Raw genomic sequence first — 15,408 nt, forward strand, 5'->3', positions numbered from 1 at the left:
CCGACGACGGGAGCACCATGGGCGAGACACGCACCCTCAAGGCCGTGGCCGACGGCACCGGCCCCGCGCGCCGACGGCGTGATCTGGAGGCGCGCGAGCGCATCATGGCCGCCACCCTCAAGCTCCTCCAGGAACGCGGCTATGCACGCCTCACGATCGAAGGCGTGGCCGCGGACGCGGCAGTGGGCAAGGCCACCGTCTACCGCTCCTGGCCGAACAAGGCGGCGCTGGTCCTGGCAGCGGTACGGGACCGACTGGCCGACGTCCCCACGGAGCCGACGGGCGACTCCCGCACCGAACTGCTCGCCGTGGCCGAGCAGGCGATGGCGCGCTTCTACGGCTCCGACGAGGTCCGTCTCGTCCTCCCCGCCCTGTTCGCCGAGGCCGCCCGCGAACCCGTTCTCCTGGAACGCCTGCGCACGGAGATCCTGGAACCCCGCAACGCCCAGGCCCGCTCCGTCGTGGAACGCGCCATCGCCCGCGGCGACCTGCCCGAGGACACCGACGTACCCATGCTCCTGGAGCAATGGGCGGGCTACCTGCTCTTCCGCGGTCTGTGGCACGACGACCCACTGCCCACCGACACGGTCCGCCGCCTGGTCGACGCCACGCTGGCGTCACCGCCACGCTTGCCGCGAAGCAGTTCGCAGGACGCGTAAACACCCGCCCTGGATGACCGGTGCGACGGGGCCAGGGTCAACGGTTCGGAAGCGACTCCGCAAGGGCGAGGGCGGGCGGGGCGAGGGCGGTCGCACCGTCTTCGATGTCCCACAGCGCGTTCTGCAGCAGCCGCCCCAGCGTCCAGCCGGTCGCACGCGCGCGTTCCAGGCACAGGACCTCGGTGAGCAGGTCGAAGCGGCGCCGCACCAGGCGTCGGGTGTCGCCCTTCGCGACGACGTCGTCCCACCGGCTGTCCAGGGCGGGCCACAGGTCGAAGCCGGGGTCCCCGGCGAGCGGCTCGGGGTCGATGGCGAGCCACGGCTCGCGCTCCGCGGCGAGAACGTTGCCGTAGTGCAGATCCCAATGCAGCATCCGGTCGCCGGGTTCGCCGGCCAGCTCGGCCACCGCCGACGCCCAACCCCGCAGGCGGCGCCGGTCGGCCGGGTCGGCCAGAGCCGTGACCGCCTGCGGAACCTGTTCCAGCATCTCTGCGGCGATATCACCGAGGCGCCGCAGTCCCGGCGGTGCGGGGACGGAGACCAACCGCGCCTGAAGCGCGGCGAGAATGCCCATCGCCACGTCGTCGTCCTCGATCGAGGCCAGCGTGCGGGCACCGTCCAGCCGCTCCAGGAGCATGGTGCTGCTCCCGGGATCGTGGTCGAGCAGCCGCACCATCCCCTCGCCGTTCCATACGCGCAGTCCGATGAGTGCGGCGCTGGTCTCCTGCCTGGGCATCTGGAGTTTGAGGACCGCCCGGGTGCCGTCATCGCGCACCACCGGCAGCACCAGCGAGGCCTCGCCCGCCCCGGCCGCGCCGTCCCGTTGCAGCTCCCAGCGGTCCAGGAATTCCGCAACCAGAGCCGGCAGTGCGGCGATCCAGGCATTCCCTTCCTCGCCGAACCCTCTGGCGCACGAGGACGCCAGGGACTGCGGGACGTCGACCACCTTCGATGTACTCAAATGGGCTTCCTTCAGGGGGAGTTGGGATTTCGAGACGCACCCGGTCGGAGAACGGCGGCTCGGCTCAGTCCACCGTCTGGTCACCGTCGGGAAGGTCCTCCACCGTCACCTTCCCCTGCGACAACCCGAGTGCGTCGGCAACCACCCTGGCCAGGCCGTCCGGATCGGGCCCAGTGGGTACGGGCACCTGCTCGCCCTCGGCGTAACTCTCGATCGCCTTGGTGAAGTAGCTCGGGTCCCAGGCACCGACGGCGCCCCTGACCTCCACCGCCCGTACCCCTCGTGCCCCGATCCGCTGTCCGACCGCAGCGAGGATGCGATCCGACCGGTACTCCCCCGGCACCTGGAACAAGCTGGCGTGTGCGCCCACTTTTCCACCGTCCTGGAGGCGGACGGTCACCGTCAGACAGCTGGTCACGCTCGGATAGGTGAGGGTCCCGCCGGGCCCGATCTCGCCGACCTGTCCCTCGGTGATCCTGAGGTTCGCTTTTCCGCTCGCGACCGCCGGCGGAGCCTGGTCCATGACCACACAAGTGGCACTCAGGCACAGGCCCAGCAGGGCTGTGACGGGTAACCAGGCAGCGCCGTATCCCCGCACCCACCGCATCCCCCGGATCCTCCGTACCGGCTCGACCGGCGCACCGTGCCTCTTCGCCTCGACAGGGCGTCGTCTTCCCATTCTTCTTCCCACTCTGCTTCCGTCCTGCTTCCGTCCTGTTCTCGTCCACGTGAACCTACTCCCGGCCGACCGCCCGGCCTGGTGGCGGGTGTTGGGGTGGTGGGCCGCCCGGCCCACGTTCAGTAACCGCCGCCGGCGCCCACCACGGTGATCTTCATCTGCATGCCCAGTCCCTTGTGCCCGTCCACCGGGCAGTACACCTCGTACGTGCCTGGCTTCAGGGTCACGCCGAGGCGCGCGGACGCACCCGGCTTCAGGGTCCGGGTGTGGTGCTCGCCGCCGGGCCCTTCGATCTCGAGTGCGTGCACGTGTTGGCCGTGGTTCCGGGCGACGAAGTCATAGCGCTGTCCGGCCGTGAAGGTCGTCTTCGACAGCATGACGCGGAAGTCGGCCAGTGTGACCTCGACCTTCGTCGCCGCCGGCCGACCACTGGTCTGCTGCCGTCCGGCCGGTCCGTCGTGTTGCGCCGACCCGCCGCAGGCGGCAAGCGCGCCCATGAGCACACCCGCTGCCAGTCCCATGGCCACCCGGGTCCGGCCTCGGGCTGTGGTCCTTGGCATCTCGCACCTCCGAACAGCTGTGTCCCGCATGGGGCTCGAACGGCTCGTACGGGGTACACGGGGTACGGACCACCGAGCCGCAGGGATTGGCCGGTGGGGCCGGAACACCAGGGGAGGGTGGTCCTTCGCTTCGCCGTCGCCGGGCAATCCCCCGGCCAGGGCGGTCCGTATATACGGGTATGCAGGAGTTTGGGTTCCCGGTCGGCCGTCTCCCGGACGAAGCCTTGCTGTCCGGACTTGCCACCGGCGACCCAGAGCTCGCGGTGACTTTCGTACGGCGGTTCCAGCACAGGGTCTTCGGTGTCGCCCTCGCCGTCCTCGGCGATCCCCAGCTCGCCGAGGACATCGCCCAGCAGACGTTCGAGCGTGCATGGCGGCATGCGCAGATCTATGACTCCCGCCGGGGATCGGTGGCGACCTGGCTGACAACCATTGCGCACAACCTCGCCATCGACGCCATCCGCTCGCGCCGGACGGAGCCGGTGGCTCCCGAAGATCTCGACGCGCTCCTCGGTGCGGTGACCGAGACCCCGGAGCGGCTTGCGCTCGCGGACGAGGCATCGTCCAGGCTGCGGGCCGCCGTGGCGCAGCTGCCGCGCGAACAGGGCCGTGCTGTGGTGATGGCAGGCATCTACGGGATGACGGCCCAGCAGATCGCCGACCGGGAGGAGATCCCGCTGGGCACGGCCAAGACGCGGATCAGGACCGCGATGGGGAAGCTGCGGTCCACGCTCGCATCGCCGAATCGAGGCGACCATGTCTAGGGACGTGACCTGCGAGAAGCTGCTGGACATCGGCGCCGAGCTGGCGCTGGGCGTGCTGCCGGCGCGAGAGCGCGCCGCGGCCGTCGCACATCTGGACCGCTGTGCGGACTGCCGGGAGTACGTGGGGCAGCTGACCCTCGTCGGCGACGGACTGATCGGCCTGGTGCCGGGGCGCGAGCCGCCGGTCGGGTTCGAGACCCGGGTGGCGCGGCCGCCCGCCCGGTCCGCGGCGGTGCCTGACGGCCGCCGGCACACGCGCGGGCTCGGTCGCGCACACAAGGGCTTCCGCGGACGCGTGCGGCTGCGGGTCGCCTCCGCCGTCGCCGCCTTCGCACTCGCCTTCGGGTTCGGCGGCTGGGCCGTCGGTACGGTCATCGAGAACGCCGCCGCCCCTTCGCGGCCGGTCGTGGTCGGTTGGGGAATGATGCGGGGAGATCTGACGGCGGCCGGTCCCCTTCGGCAGCCGTCCGGTGAGATCTTCGTCCATGCCGGATCACCGGCCTGGGTCTACATGTCCGTCGACCTCGACGACGCCGGGATCTCGTACAGCGGGAAGGTCACCTGCCTCCTGAAGCGGACGAACGGCTCCACCCTGCGCGTCGGCACGTTCGGACTGCACGACGGCTACGGCTACTGGGGAGCCCCGGTCCCGGTGGACCCGTCCACGGTCTCGGGCGCCCGTCTGGTGTCCGCCGACGGAACCGTCCTCGCCACCGCGCACTTCGAAGCGGCAGGGTAGAGCGGCAGGGCAGACCTGTCACGGCGGCAGGGTGGGTGCCACATGGCGGTGCTGCCATGGCAGAACTGCCTCGAAGGCGGCGGCGAGTTCCCGGACCGCGGGCCGGGCGTCCGGATCGGGCTGCAGGCAGCCGTCGATGGCCGTGGCGAGATCGCGCGGCAGGCGTCGGCGGGAACGTATCGACGGGGCAGTGTCCTCGAGCTGCGGATACCAGTCGTCCCGGCCGGTCGTGACATCACCGGTCGTGACGTCACCGGTCCTGCTGCCGGTACCCTCCCCGCAGTCGAACGGCAGGTCACCGGCGGCCACCTCGTACAGCGTGACGCCGATGCCCCACACATCGGCGGCGGCCGTCAGCAGCCCGCCGCGCGCCTGCTCGGGAGCGAGATAGCAGAACGTGCCGACGCCCGCCGGGGCGGCGCCGGGCGGCCGCGCGACGCTGAGGTCGAGCACCTTGGCGTGCCCGCAGTCGACCACGACGTTGGACGGTTTGAGGTCGAGGTGCAACAGGCCCTGGCCATGGAGGTAGTGGATCGCGGAACACAGGTGCACGCCGAGGAGGGCCACGTCCTCGGCAGCCGGACGGCGCCGCAGCCGGTGGACGAGGTGGGTCAGCGTCTCGCCGGTCAGCGTCTCCAGTACGACGAGGGGCTGGGGCGACTCGAAGGTCTCGTACGCCCGGACCAGGTGCGGATGGGTGAAGGACCGAAGCCAGCGGCCCTCGCGCAGCAACCGGTCGCCCAGCCCTTCCTCGTGGCGGCGGTCGGGGCGGACGACCTTGACCACGCACCGGCAGTCCCGTTCCTCGCTCCAGGCGTCGTACAGGTCGAGCCAGCCGGTCCGCGCCAGGTGCGCCAGGACCTCGTAGCCTGGCGCGGGCCGCGTCCCGGGGGCCAGCGGCGGAGCCGGGGGTGCGGTGGCGTGGCTCATGACAGCGCCTTCCCCATGCGTGAGGACCCCTCGAGCGCGGGATCGGGCACCGCGTTGAGGCGGTGCAGCCGGGCGTAGGTCCCGCCGCGCGCCAGCAGCTCGTCGTGTGTGCCGCGCTCGACGACCCGGCCCTCGTCGAGCACCACGATGCAGGTGGCGTCGCGGACGGTGAGCAGGTTGTGCGAGATGACAAGGGTGGTCCGCCCGGCCATGAGCCGGCGCAGCGGGTCCATGATCCGCCGGCCCGACCGGGCGTCCAGGCCGGTGGTCGGTTCGTCGAGGAGCAGTACGGGCGCGTCCCTGATCATCGCGCGGGCGATCGCAAGACGCTGGCACTGCCCGCCGGACAGCATCCGGCCGCGCTGGCCCACCAGGGTGTCGTAGCCCTCCGGAAGCAGCCGGATGAACTCGTGCGCATCGGCGGCCCGGGCCGCGGCGACGATGTCCGCCTCCGTCGCCTCCGGGCGGCCGTAGGCGATGTTCTCCCGCACGGTGCCGTGGAAGACCAGCGTCTCCTGCAGCACCACCGCGACGTTCTCCCGCAGTTCGGCCAGCCGCAGGTCCGTCAGATCGGTCCCGTCGAGGCGGACCACGCCCTGATCCGGGTCGTAGAAGCGCAGCAACAGCTTCGCGGCCGTGGACTTGCCGGCACCGCTCGCCCCGACCAGCGCCAGCGTCCCGCCGGACGCCACCCGGAACGAGACCCCGGACAGCGCCCACCGGGACGTGCCCGGATAACGGAAGGAGACGCCCTCGAACTCCACGTCCCCGCGGGCCCGCACAAGCCGCCTGGCGCCGGCGGTGTCGACGACCTGAGGGCGCTGGTCGAGCAGTTCGATGATCCGCTCCGCGGAGGCGGCGGCCGCGAAGAACGTGTTGCTGAGGTGGGACAGATCGCGGATCGGACTGTAGAGCTTGCTGATCAGCGCGAGGAAGACCAGCAACCCGCCGAGCGTCAGCTCGCCCTGGGCCAGCTTCCACGTCCCCAGTGCCATGACGGCCAGCGCGCCGGTCACCTCGATGACCTCGACGACCGGCCCGTAGACGGCGCGGATCCGGGCCGACGTCATCGCCGCCCGGAACTTGCCCAGACTCTCGCGTGCGAACCGGCGCTGCTCCCAGCCCTGCCGGTTGTACGCCTGCACCAGGGCGACGTTGCCGAGGGACTCCTCGGCGATGGCGCTGAGCGAACCGCTGCGGCGCCTGCGCTCGCGTGATGCGTCCTTGATCAGCCGGGAGAAGTGGCGGGCCGCGCTCCAGAACAGCGGCACGATGACGAGCGCGAGGAGGGTCAGATCCCACCGGAGGTAGAAGAGCAGACCGAGGAAGACGGCCACCTCGACCACGTAGTAAAGGGCGTTCGCCACCCCCGAGAGGAGGAACGTCTCGACCGCATCGACATCGCCCGTGATCCGCGACAGCAGATCCCCCAGCCGCCGTCGTGCGAAGAACCCGAGCGACAGGCCCTGGACGTGCCGGAAGACATCCGCGCGCAGGGCCAGCAGGAAACGCTCGCTGACCCAGGTGGAGGTCACCTCGTCGGCGAACCCCAGGAGGCCGGAACCGAGGACGAGCCCCAGGTAGGCCAGCGCGATCCACAGGAAGGGGCCCAGATCGCGCGGGACGAGCACCTCGTCCACCACGATCTTGAAGATCCAGATCTCGGCACCGTCGAGCAGGGGCCCGATCAGGCTGAAGCAGAGGAGGAGAACCAGCCAGCGCCGACCACCGCGCGTATAGGGCCAGAACCGCCGGAAGATCCTGCGCAGGGGAACCGGCGGCGCGGCAGCGACGATGGCGTCCGGATCCTCGCCCACCGACAGCAGACGTCGCAGAACATGCCGCGGTACACGCGCCATGGGCATGCATTCCTCAACAACCATCGCGGGCCCAGCGGGCCGGAGCTCCACGCTCCGGCCCGCTCGGCCCTCCTGTGCGGCTACCAGTGACCGTGGCCGGAACGGCGGCGGTGGTGACGACGGCGCCGGTGGTGGCGCCGCTCACTGGTGTCGTCGCGACTCGATGTCCTGTCCTTCCTGTGGTGATCGTGTTTCGCGGGAATGAGGTGACTGAGAATCGCCATGAACTTCCCTCCTGAACCTCTCCCCCACCTGGGGATACGGCTGGGAGCCCGCTCTGGATGGCGTTTCCGGGAAAATTCTTGCCCTGGGCCCGCGGTGAGTTGCCCGCCAGGTGTGCGGGTGCATGCCTGTCCCGGTCAGCGCCAGGAACGCGGGCGTTCGACGAACACGTCGAGGCGAGGGCCTTCGCGGAGCCCGGACTGCTGAACTGCGCACCGGCAGCGGGGTGTTGGGCCTTGGCCCGGAGAGGCACGCCGGCTGGAGCCGGCCGCTGCCGGCCTGGGGACAGTCGCTGCCGGCCATGGGCGGGCTCAGCGTGGGGTGATGGCGATGCCTTCGGGTTCGTGTCCGGTCGGCAGGGTGAAGCGGACCTGCCGGGCGAAGGGATCGATCACCGACACGGTGTCGGATTTCTCGTTGGTCACCCACACCCGTCGGCCGTCAGGGGTGACGGCGACACCTTGCGGCTCGACGCCTACGTGCACGTGGCCGACGATATCGCGGGCGGCGATGTCGACGATCAGCAGGCAGTCCCGGGCCGAATCGGCGACATAGAGCCGTCTGCCGTCGCGGCTGACCGCGTTTCCCAGCGGCGCCCGGCCGCCCGGCAGAGTGGCCACCACCGTGTTGCTGTGGGTGTCGATGACCGAGATCGTGCCGGAGCCGGTGTTGGAGACATAGACCCGGTGGCCGGAAGGCGAGGCACTGATCCCGCTGGGGAAGTCTCCCACCGGGATGTCGCGGATCGGATGCGAGTCCGGGCCGAGGACGGTCACCTCGCCGTCGCCGTTGTCGGTCACGTAGGCGCGTCCGTCCGGCACCGTGGCGATGCTGTGCGGCAGCCGGCCCACCGGCGCGGTGGCAATCACATGATGGCCCGGGACGCTGATGACCGAGACCGTGTCCGACCCGAAGTTGGCCACCAGCACACGACGGCCGTCGCGGCTCGGCATCGCCGCGAAGGGCCGGTGCTGGACCCCCACGGTGGCCGTGACCAGCCGGGAGCCGGTGTGGACGAACGAGACGGTGTCGGAACGGCTGTTGGCGACGTAGACCTCATCCCCGTCCGGGGCCGCCCCCACCCCGGTCGGGCCGTGGCCCACTTGGACGGCGCCGACGCGTCGTTCCAGGCGGGTGTCATACGCGGAGAGGGTCACCGAGCCGCTGTTGGCCACGTAGGCGCTGATGCGCATCGGAAAGCGCGCCAGGTGCCGGGGCGCGCGGTGCGCCGGTGAGCCGGTCGCGGCCAGTATGCAGGGCAGGAGCAGGGCGGTGGCCGCGATCCAGCAGAGACGACGGCGGCGGAGGGATCGTGGCGGTGTGCTCGCACGGCGCCGGCCCGGCGCCTTGCCGGGCGGCGGGCTCGCCGGGGGAAGACGGCGCATGGCTCTCCTGGATCAGGGGGTATCGTCATCATTACGGTGCCCACAAGATCAGGGATCTTGGGATTCCGCAGTTGCGCTACCGGCCAGCCAGCCCTGCATATGCCCCGGGCGAGTGAACCTCTCCCGGCCACGACGGCCGCCCCAGAGCGCGCCAGCCCACCCACAAACCGAACATTTGATCCAATACGGGTGACGCTGCCGGGCCGACGTCCCGGCCCAGGGCTGGGGCCGGGAGCGAAGCGCCATGCGAACGGCCGACCCGGCCGAGTACTGCGCACACTGGATGCATGGGCGGGTTGACCGTCGGCGAGACGGCGGAGCGCGAGGACCTGCTGGCGGCGGCCGTCGTCAGGGCCGTGAAGGCGTCGGGCGCGTACGCCGGGAGCGTCTTTCTGCGCTCCCGCGACCGCCGCTCGGTCGTGCTCGCCGCGACCTGCGGGGTGCCGCCGTCCCTGCTGGGCGGCTGGCGCCGCATTCCGGTGAGCAGTCCGATTCCGGTCGCCGAGGCGTTCACCTCCGGGCGCACCGTCCACCTGGCCGACGCCGACGAGACGATGCGCCGGTATCCGCAGCTCGCGGTGGGGCTGCCGTATGCCTTCGGCTCCTGTTCCGTGCCGGTGGGCGCGGGCGGGGAGACGTTCGGGGCGCTGGCGGTCGTATGGGCCGCGCCGCCCGGCGGCGACGGGCCGACGAAGAGCCGGCGCCGTCATCTGCGGGCCGTCGCCAACCGGCTCGGCGCCTCCCTGTCAGCCCTCCGCGCCCGTACGGGGGACCCCCTCGAGTGCGACCCGGACACCGTCCCCGTGGAGAGCCCGGCTCCCTCCGCACCGGCGGTGCGGGCCGGTCTGTTCGACTGGGATCTGGTCACCGGCGCCCTGACCGGGGACGACGAGTTCTGCGCGATCTTCGGTCTCGATCCCGGCGCCTTCGACGGCCGGGCGGACACGCTCGCTTCCCGTCTCCTTCCCGGCGACCGCGCCGCCTTCCGTGCCGCGGCCCGCGAGGCGGCCGCGGAGGGCCGGATCACGGCGCGGCGCCTGCGGGTACGAGAGGGTGAGGGCGACGGGGCAGGCAGCGAGGGATCCCACACCGTGGAGTTGTGGGGCCGCGTGGCGGACAAGGGCACCGAGCGGGCGCACCTGGTCGGCGCGGTGGTCGACGCGCGCTCCGGCCGCGCGGCTGCCGCGGCGGTCGAGCGGCTGCGGGACGGGCTGTTCTCCCTCACCCCGGACGGGCGGGTCAGCTATGCCAACCGCAGCCTGGAGCAACTGCTGGGGGTACGGGGCGAGGTGCTGCTCGGGCAGTGTCTGTGGGATGTCCTGCCGTGGCTGTCCGATCCCGCCTTCGAGGACCGGCGCAGGTCCGTGATGATCTCGCAGGCACCGGCGTCCTTCCTTGCCCGCCGCCCGCCCGATCAGTGGCTCGCCTTCTCCCTCCATCCGGGTGCGGACGGCGTGACCGGCCGGGTGGTCCCCGTCGGACAGCCTCCCCCGGCCCAGGCGGCACCGGCCCCGTCCATCGCATCGGCCACCCCGGCACCGGCGACCGCCAGCCCGGCGCGCCTGGGCGTCATGTACCACGTCCTGCAGCTGGGCAGTGCGCTGACCGAGGCGGTCACCGCCCGCGAAGTCTGTGAAGTCGTCGCCGACCAGCTCCTCCCGGCCTTCGGCGGCCAGCAGCTGGCCCTCTACGTGGTCCGTGCCGGCACGATGCACCGGATCTTCCACACCGGCCGCCACGAGGGCTTCCTCGACTGGCTGGAAGGCATGCCGCTGCACGCCCACCTGCCCGGCACGGAGACCCTGACCTCCGGTGTCCCCCTGTTCATCGAGTCGCAGCAGGACCTCTCCCAGGGCTACCCCGGCATCCCCGTGGGCGAGGTGAGCTCCTGGGCGTACCTGCCGCTGATCGCCTCCAGCCGCCCCGTCGGCACCTGCGTGCTCGGCTTCGACGAGGTCCATCGGTTCACGGCCAAGGACCGCAGCGTCCTGACCGCGCTCGCCGGGCTGATCGCCCAGGCCCTGGAGCGCGCACGGCTCTACGACGCGGAGTTCGCCCTCGCCCGCGGCCTCCAACAGGCCCTGCTGCCGCACCGGCTGCCCGTACTCCCCGGCCTGCACACCGCCGCCCGCTATCTGCCGGGCACCAGTGGGATGGACATCGGCGGCGACTGGTACGACGTCATCCGCACGGCCAACGGCGTGTCCCTGGTCATCGGGGACGTCGAGGGCCACAGCATCGCCGCCGCGGCGACCATGGCCCAACTGCGCAGCGCCGTAAGGGCCTTCGTCGCGGTCGGCCGTACGCCCGGCGAGGTGCTGGCAGGCGCCAACCACGCCCTCATCGACCTCGACGCCGGGCTCCTCGCCAGCAGCTGCTACCTCCATCTCGAAGCCGGCAGCCACCGCGCACACGCCGTCCGCGCCGGCCATCCCCCGCCGCTGCTCCGCCAGCCCGACGGGACCACCGACGTACTCGACCTGGAGGCCGGCCCCCTCCTCGGCGTGGACCACACCAGCACCTATCCACCCACCCCGATCGACCTCCCGCCCGGCTCCACCCTCGCCCTCTACACAGACGGCCTGGTCGAGGAACGCGACACCGACATCGACGTGGGCATCGACCGCCTGCGCACAGCCATGGCGCACGCCCGCGCCGACTCCCTGGACGAACTCGCCGACCGCCTCCTGCACCACGCCCAGCGGTCGTCCTACCGCGCCGACGACATCGCCCTGCTGCTCACCGAGTACCGCCCTGCCGCGGCGCCGCGATAACGCCTTGGTGCGCCTTGGTGCGGTCCGAACGCCCCTCCGCTTCCGCCCCGCCCCGCCCCGGTCAATGACCGGGGATGCTGAGCTCGCCGCCCCGATAGAAGCCTTCCCGCTCCTCGACGACGTACTGCGCCATGGCGTCCCGCCGCCGCTTCTCCTCGCCGGAGGCGCGCCAGGCATCGCATGACTCCTTGGAGTCCCAGAACGAGACCCCGGTGATCTCGTGCCCGTCCTCGGACCAGTACGCGAAGGCGCGGCGCAGACCGTGCGGGAACGGCTGCGGGCGCCATGCCCGCTCGAAGTCCGCCAACGCGCCCGGCTTGATGCCGCGCGTCGTGACCCAGACGAAGTGCTCCTCCATCGCAGCCTCCCTCGGAACGCCATCTCGTCCTGGCGGCTCGTTCTCCCACCACCGTAGGTCTGCCACTCCGCTTCCGCCTTCCCGGCGGCCGTCCCTACGACTGGGACGGCTACCGGCCGCAGAACCTGCCGCTGGAGAACCAGGTATTTCCGGTCGCCGCCGCATACCGGTGCACGGACCTGACACTGCGCCAACTCACGGTCCCGAACATGCCAAAAAGCCCTCGCCGGATACGGACAGGATTCGGCGCGCCGCCGAGTGTCTGCAAGATATTTCGTATTACTCTTTCGTAATCTTACAAAGCCGATCAATCGCAGATCGCATCCTCTCAATCCACCGGAGATGAAATGCGCAAGCTTCGCAAGGCTGCCGTTGTGATCGCCACTCTGCCCACCATCGGCCTCTTCGGCGTCGGTACCGCCCAAGCCGACATCGGGCAGGGCCTCGGCAACTCACTGAACATCTTGCAGGGCAGTTCATGCATGGCGCACGACGTGAACGTGGACGTCCTGGGCGAGGTCGGAGTCGCCAACGGCCTGCAGTCCGCGCCGCTGGGATCGTCCATCGGCTGCACCAACCGATTCGCCAAGTAGAGGGAAGAGGCCGCGGTGTCCGAGCAACAGGCCGGACGCCGGGGCCGTTTTGCGCCCGCCCCGTCGGACCAGGTGGCGAATTGCGCACGGAAGGCGCATTTTCGGAATTACCCGATCGCCACTATCAGTCATATAAATATATTCCATATAAACATCAGGACTTGTGGCGGGTGGTGGCAACCTGCACGCCTGCCATGGCCGTCCTGCAAGCCCGCTCCCAGCGCCGACGACGCACCCATGGTGGCGGCCCGTGTCTGGCATCGTCATGGACGCCGTTCACAGGATCAGCCAACCTGCGATCCGGTCTTCTCAAGCGCCTCGCGCACCGGCTGGTAGAAGGACTCGCCCCCCAGAATGCAGTCGCCCCGCGCGCCCGATGTCAGGCCGAGCGCGGTGCTTCCCTCGAAGAGCGGGCCGCCGCTGTCGCCGGGCTCCGCGCAGACGGTGGTCTGGATCAGGCCGCCGACCTGCCCCTCCCGGTAATTGACTGTCACATCCAGCGCGGTGACGGCACCGTTGTGCACCTTGGTCGTGCTGCCGCTGTGCTGCACCTTCTGGCCCACGATCGGGTCGGCCACCTCGGTGATGGACTGTGTGCTGCCGTTGTAGAGATTCACCACGCTGGGGTGCTCGACGCCGGCGGCGGTGTACTTGGCGATCCCGAAGTCGTCACCCGGGAAGCTGCTGCTCTCCGTCACGGCGATCTCGGGGCCGTCCTGTACGGCGGACCAGTTCCGCACCGCACTGGTGCAGTGCCCGGCAGTCAGGAAGTACGGCTGCCCGCCCTTGGTGACATTGAAGCCGAGTGAGCAGCGCGCGTTACTGCCCCAGATGGCGTCACCACCGGCGTTCACCGGCCGGAGCGCGGCCGCCGATTGTGTGACGGCGGCCCGGCCACCGAGCGAGGAAACGACCGTCTTGAGCTGCTCGAGGTCATCGTTCTTGACCGTGCGGTCGGCGGTGATGACCACCTTGTTGGTCTTGGGGTCCATCGCCCAGGACGTCCCGGGGATCGCGGCCTTGTCGTTGAGGATGGCGCGGGCGGCCTCCAGTGAGGCCAGGGAGTTCTTGACGATCTTGGCCTCGGCGCCCGCCGCACGGACCTTGGCCGCCGCGGCCTCGTTTGTCACGTTCACGACGAGCTTATGGTGCTCGGCGTCGTAGTACGAGCCCGCCCCCGCTTCACCGAGGGAGGAGTCGAGCTCCTTGGCGCGCTGTGCGGCGACAGTGGCCGAAGGGGACTGGGGGTCCGGGTCCATGGCGGGAGCGGCATAGGCGCTCTGCAGGGCGAGGGCGGCGGTGATCAGGGCCACCACACCGGTGCCGGCGATGACGTGGCGAGGCGTGGATTCGCTCGTGTGCTTCAACTGGACACCTCTGGTGTGGGGGGGTGGGCCGGCGGGGGGACCCGGCCCGGAGGAGACAGGGGCGTCTCCCTCCTACCGACGTCGTGTCAGCGCCGTGCCCTCGCCCAGGGCTTCCCAGGCACTCGCGCGGCGCGCACGAGCGCGTGGGAACTGGGGCGCGGATTCATTCATTCCTGGCCCGGCCTCGCGCTACACCCGCCCCGCCACAGGTCTGCAGGAATCACCTGTACGGCCGTGCGGCAATCCCGGACGTTACCGGCCAGGCATGTCGGTTTGTCGGCCGCTGTCAGGGAGGGCGTCAGACCTTCAGTCAGCCGACGCCGGCGCTTCGCCGACCCAACCACCCATACCACCGTCACCGGCCTTCTCAACGGCAGGTCAGCCCAAGCGGCCAAGGGCCAACAGATCGAGCAGCGTGGGGCCGCCGACGTATGCGGATACTCCACCGTCGATGGTGAGACAGCTGCCGGTGACCAGCCTGGATGCATCGGCGGCCAGGTAGACGGCGGAGTCGGCGATCTCCTCGGGGGTGCCCCAGCGGTGCATCGGGACGGCATGCATCAGTCCGGCGGACACCTGCTGGTTCTCGCGGACCGCCGCCGTTTCCGCGGTTGCGGTCCAGCCCGGGAGGATCGCATTGACCCGGACACCGGCTGATGCCCATTCCGCGCCGAGGGTCCGCGTCAGGGCAACGACGGCGGATTTCGACACGGCGATCGTCGAACGGGAGGGAACGCCGGCTACCGCGGCCACCGAGGAAACATTGATCACCGATCCCGTGCCGCGTTGCAGCAGATGCGGCCCCACTGCCCGGCAAAAGTGCAGCACCGAGGCGAAGTTGACGCGCATATCGCGCTGCCATGCATCAACCGGGATTTCCACGAACGGACCCGCGGTGGGGGTGCCACCCGCAACGTTGGCGACGACGTCCAGAGCCCCTAGCCCGCGAATTGCCTCGGAGACGGCGGCGTGGATCTGTTCCTCCTCGGTGACATCGCAGGTCAGTACCACGGCCCGGCGGCCGAACTTCTCCACTTCGGCGGCGAGTTCCTGCAGTGCGTCGGTACTGCGCGCGAGGACGGCCACATCGGCGCCCGCCCTGGCGAAGGCGTAGGCAATCGCCCGCCCCGTGCCACGTGAAGCCCCGGTCACCAAGGCCTTCCTGCCTTCAAGGTCAAACCGAGACGGCATGGCGCACCCTTTCCTCTCTCGGAGAGCTGATAGGTGAATTCCCGTGTGTGCAAAGCGTCGTGGGAAGACGGTGATACCGGCAAGCCCTGTTCCACTGTGCGGAACGATGCCGACAAGTCCCTGAAGAAGGGTCGTTCGCGGGCGCGTTCCGCTCACCGGAACGCCCATTTTCCGGTCGGCCTACGCGCTTTACACTCAGGGCGTCCGACGAGAATCGACACGCTTTGGGTATCTCCGCCACAGGAATCGACGGGTGGCGAATCCTCGCTCTCCCCCAACTCTCTCCCGGAATCCACGGGAACCCGTTACCGGCATTCTGCACATCTTCAGCGGAACACCGTCCGCAAGGGTTCGGGACGGTACCGAC

General features: G+C 70.4%; 14 protein-coding genes. 5 read left to right on the forward strand and 9 right to left on the reverse strand.

Features of this window, described 5'->3' with window-relative positions; translation table 11 throughout:
- The first annotated feature begins 17 nt into the window (after positions 1-17).
- On the forward strand, positions 18-659 hold the full coding sequence (locus ADL29_RS38880; protein WP_169795296.1) for a TetR/AcrR family transcriptional regulator: 642 nt from the start codon (positions 18-20) through the stop codon (positions 657-659).
- A 37-nt stretch (positions 660-696) separates the two neighbouring features.
- On the opposite strand, the gene ADL29_RS38885 is transcribed toward ADL29_RS38880, so the two are convergent.
- The 3 genes from ADL29_RS38885 to ADL29_RS38895 all read right to left on the reverse strand — a co-directional run bounded on the left by ADL29_RS38885 (position 697) and on the right by ADL29_RS38895 (position 2,859).
- Positions 697-1,620, reverse strand: coding sequence for an aminoglycoside phosphotransferase family protein (locus ADL29_RS38885; RefSeq protein WP_063788617.1), 924 nt, complete (start codon positions 1,618-1,620; stop codon positions 697-699).
- A 64-nt stretch (positions 1,621-1,684) separates the two neighbouring features.
- On the reverse strand, positions 1,685-2,143 hold the full coding sequence (locus tag ADL29_RS38890; protein ID WP_245689815.1) for a hypothetical protein: 459 nt from the start codon (positions 2,141-2,143) through the stop codon (positions 1,685-1,687).
- A gap of 275 nt (positions 2,144-2,418) precedes the next feature.
- Entirely contained in the window at positions 2,419-2,859 is a 441-nt protein-coding gene (locus ADL29_RS38895) for a cupredoxin domain-containing protein (RefSeq protein ID WP_053928191.1), read from the reverse strand.
- Positions 2,860-3,038: 179 nt separating this feature from the next.
- Here ADL29_RS38895 and ADL29_RS38900 point away from each other — a divergent pair, with 179 nt between their 5' ends.
- Both ADL29_RS38900 and ADL29_RS38905 read left to right on the forward strand, forming a co-directional pair.
- Positions 3,039-3,623: an RNA polymerase sigma factor gene (locus ADL29_RS38900; RefSeq protein WP_053928192.1), complete on the forward strand. Its 585-nt coding sequence runs from the start codon at positions 3,039-3,041 to the stop codon at positions 3,621-3,623.
- Entirely contained in the window at positions 3,616-4,362 is a 747-nt protein-coding gene (locus tag ADL29_RS38905) for a zf-HC2 domain-containing protein (RefSeq protein ID WP_053928193.1), read from the forward strand. Before ADL29_RS38900 ends, ADL29_RS38905 begins: the two co-directional genes overlap by 8 nt.
- Positions 4,363-4,380: 18 nt before the next feature.
- Here the strand turns inward: ADL29_RS38905 and ADL29_RS38910 are convergent, their stop codons facing one another.
- The 3 genes from ADL29_RS38910 to ADL29_RS38920 form a co-directional block, all read right to left on the reverse strand.
- Positions 4,381-5,292, reverse strand: coding sequence for a serine/threonine-protein kinase (locus tag ADL29_RS38910; protein ID WP_053928194.1), 912 nt, complete (start codon positions 5,290-5,292; stop codon positions 4,381-4,383).
- A complete protein-coding gene (locus ADL29_RS38915; protein ID WP_053928195.1) occupies positions 5,289-7,151 on the reverse strand; it encodes an ABC transporter ATP-binding protein in 1,863 nt (620 codons plus the stop codon). The genes ADL29_RS38910 and ADL29_RS38915 overlap by 4 nt, the downstream gene beginning before the upstream one ends.
- A gap of 533 nt (positions 7,152-7,684) precedes the next feature.
- Complete coding sequence (locus ADL29_RS38920) at positions 7,685-8,758, reverse strand: YVTN family beta-propeller repeat protein (protein WP_053928196.1); 1,074 nt, start codon at positions 8,756-8,758, stop codon at positions 7,685-7,687.
- Between the two features lie 287 nt (positions 8,759-9,045).
- On the opposite strand from ADL29_RS38920, the gene ADL29_RS38925 reads away from it, so the two are divergent.
- Positions 9,046-11,532, forward strand: a complete 2,487-nt coding sequence (locus ADL29_RS38925; protein WP_053928197.1) for a SpoIIE family protein phosphatase — start codon at positions 9,046-9,048, stop codon at positions 11,530-11,532.
- Between the two features lie 61 nt (positions 11,533-11,593).
- Here the strand turns inward: ADL29_RS38925 and ADL29_RS38930 are convergent, their stop codons facing one another.
- On the reverse strand, positions 11,594-11,890 hold the full coding sequence (locus tag ADL29_RS38930; protein ID WP_053928198.1) for a hypothetical protein: 297 nt from the start codon (positions 11,888-11,890) through the stop codon (positions 11,594-11,596).
- Between the two features lie 347 nt (positions 11,891-12,237).
- Here ADL29_RS38930 and ADL29_RS38935 point away from each other — a divergent pair, with 347 nt between their 5' ends.
- Positions 12,238-12,483, forward strand: a complete 246-nt coding sequence (locus tag ADL29_RS38935) for a hypothetical protein (RefSeq protein WP_046929651.1) — start codon at positions 12,238-12,240, stop codon at positions 12,481-12,483.
- A gap of 284 nt (positions 12,484-12,767) precedes the next feature.
- Here the strand turns inward: ADL29_RS38935 and ADL29_RS38940 are convergent, their stop codons facing one another.
- Entirely contained in the window at positions 12,768-13,850 is a 1,083-nt protein-coding gene (locus ADL29_RS38940) for a S1 family peptidase (RefSeq protein ID WP_053928199.1), read from the reverse strand.
- Positions 13,851-14,228: 378 nt separating this feature from the next.
- A complete protein-coding gene (locus ADL29_RS38945) occupies positions 14,229-15,041 on the reverse strand; it encodes an SDR family NAD(P)-dependent oxidoreductase (protein WP_063788618.1) in 813 nt (270 codons plus the stop codon).
- Between the last annotated feature and the right edge of the window lie 367 nt (positions 15,042-15,408).

Origin of the sequence: Streptomyces chattanoogensis (assembly GCF_001294335.1) — a bacterium.
Lineage (GTDB): Bacteria > Actinomycetota > Actinomycetes > Streptomycetales > Streptomycetaceae > Streptomyces > Streptomyces chattanoogensis.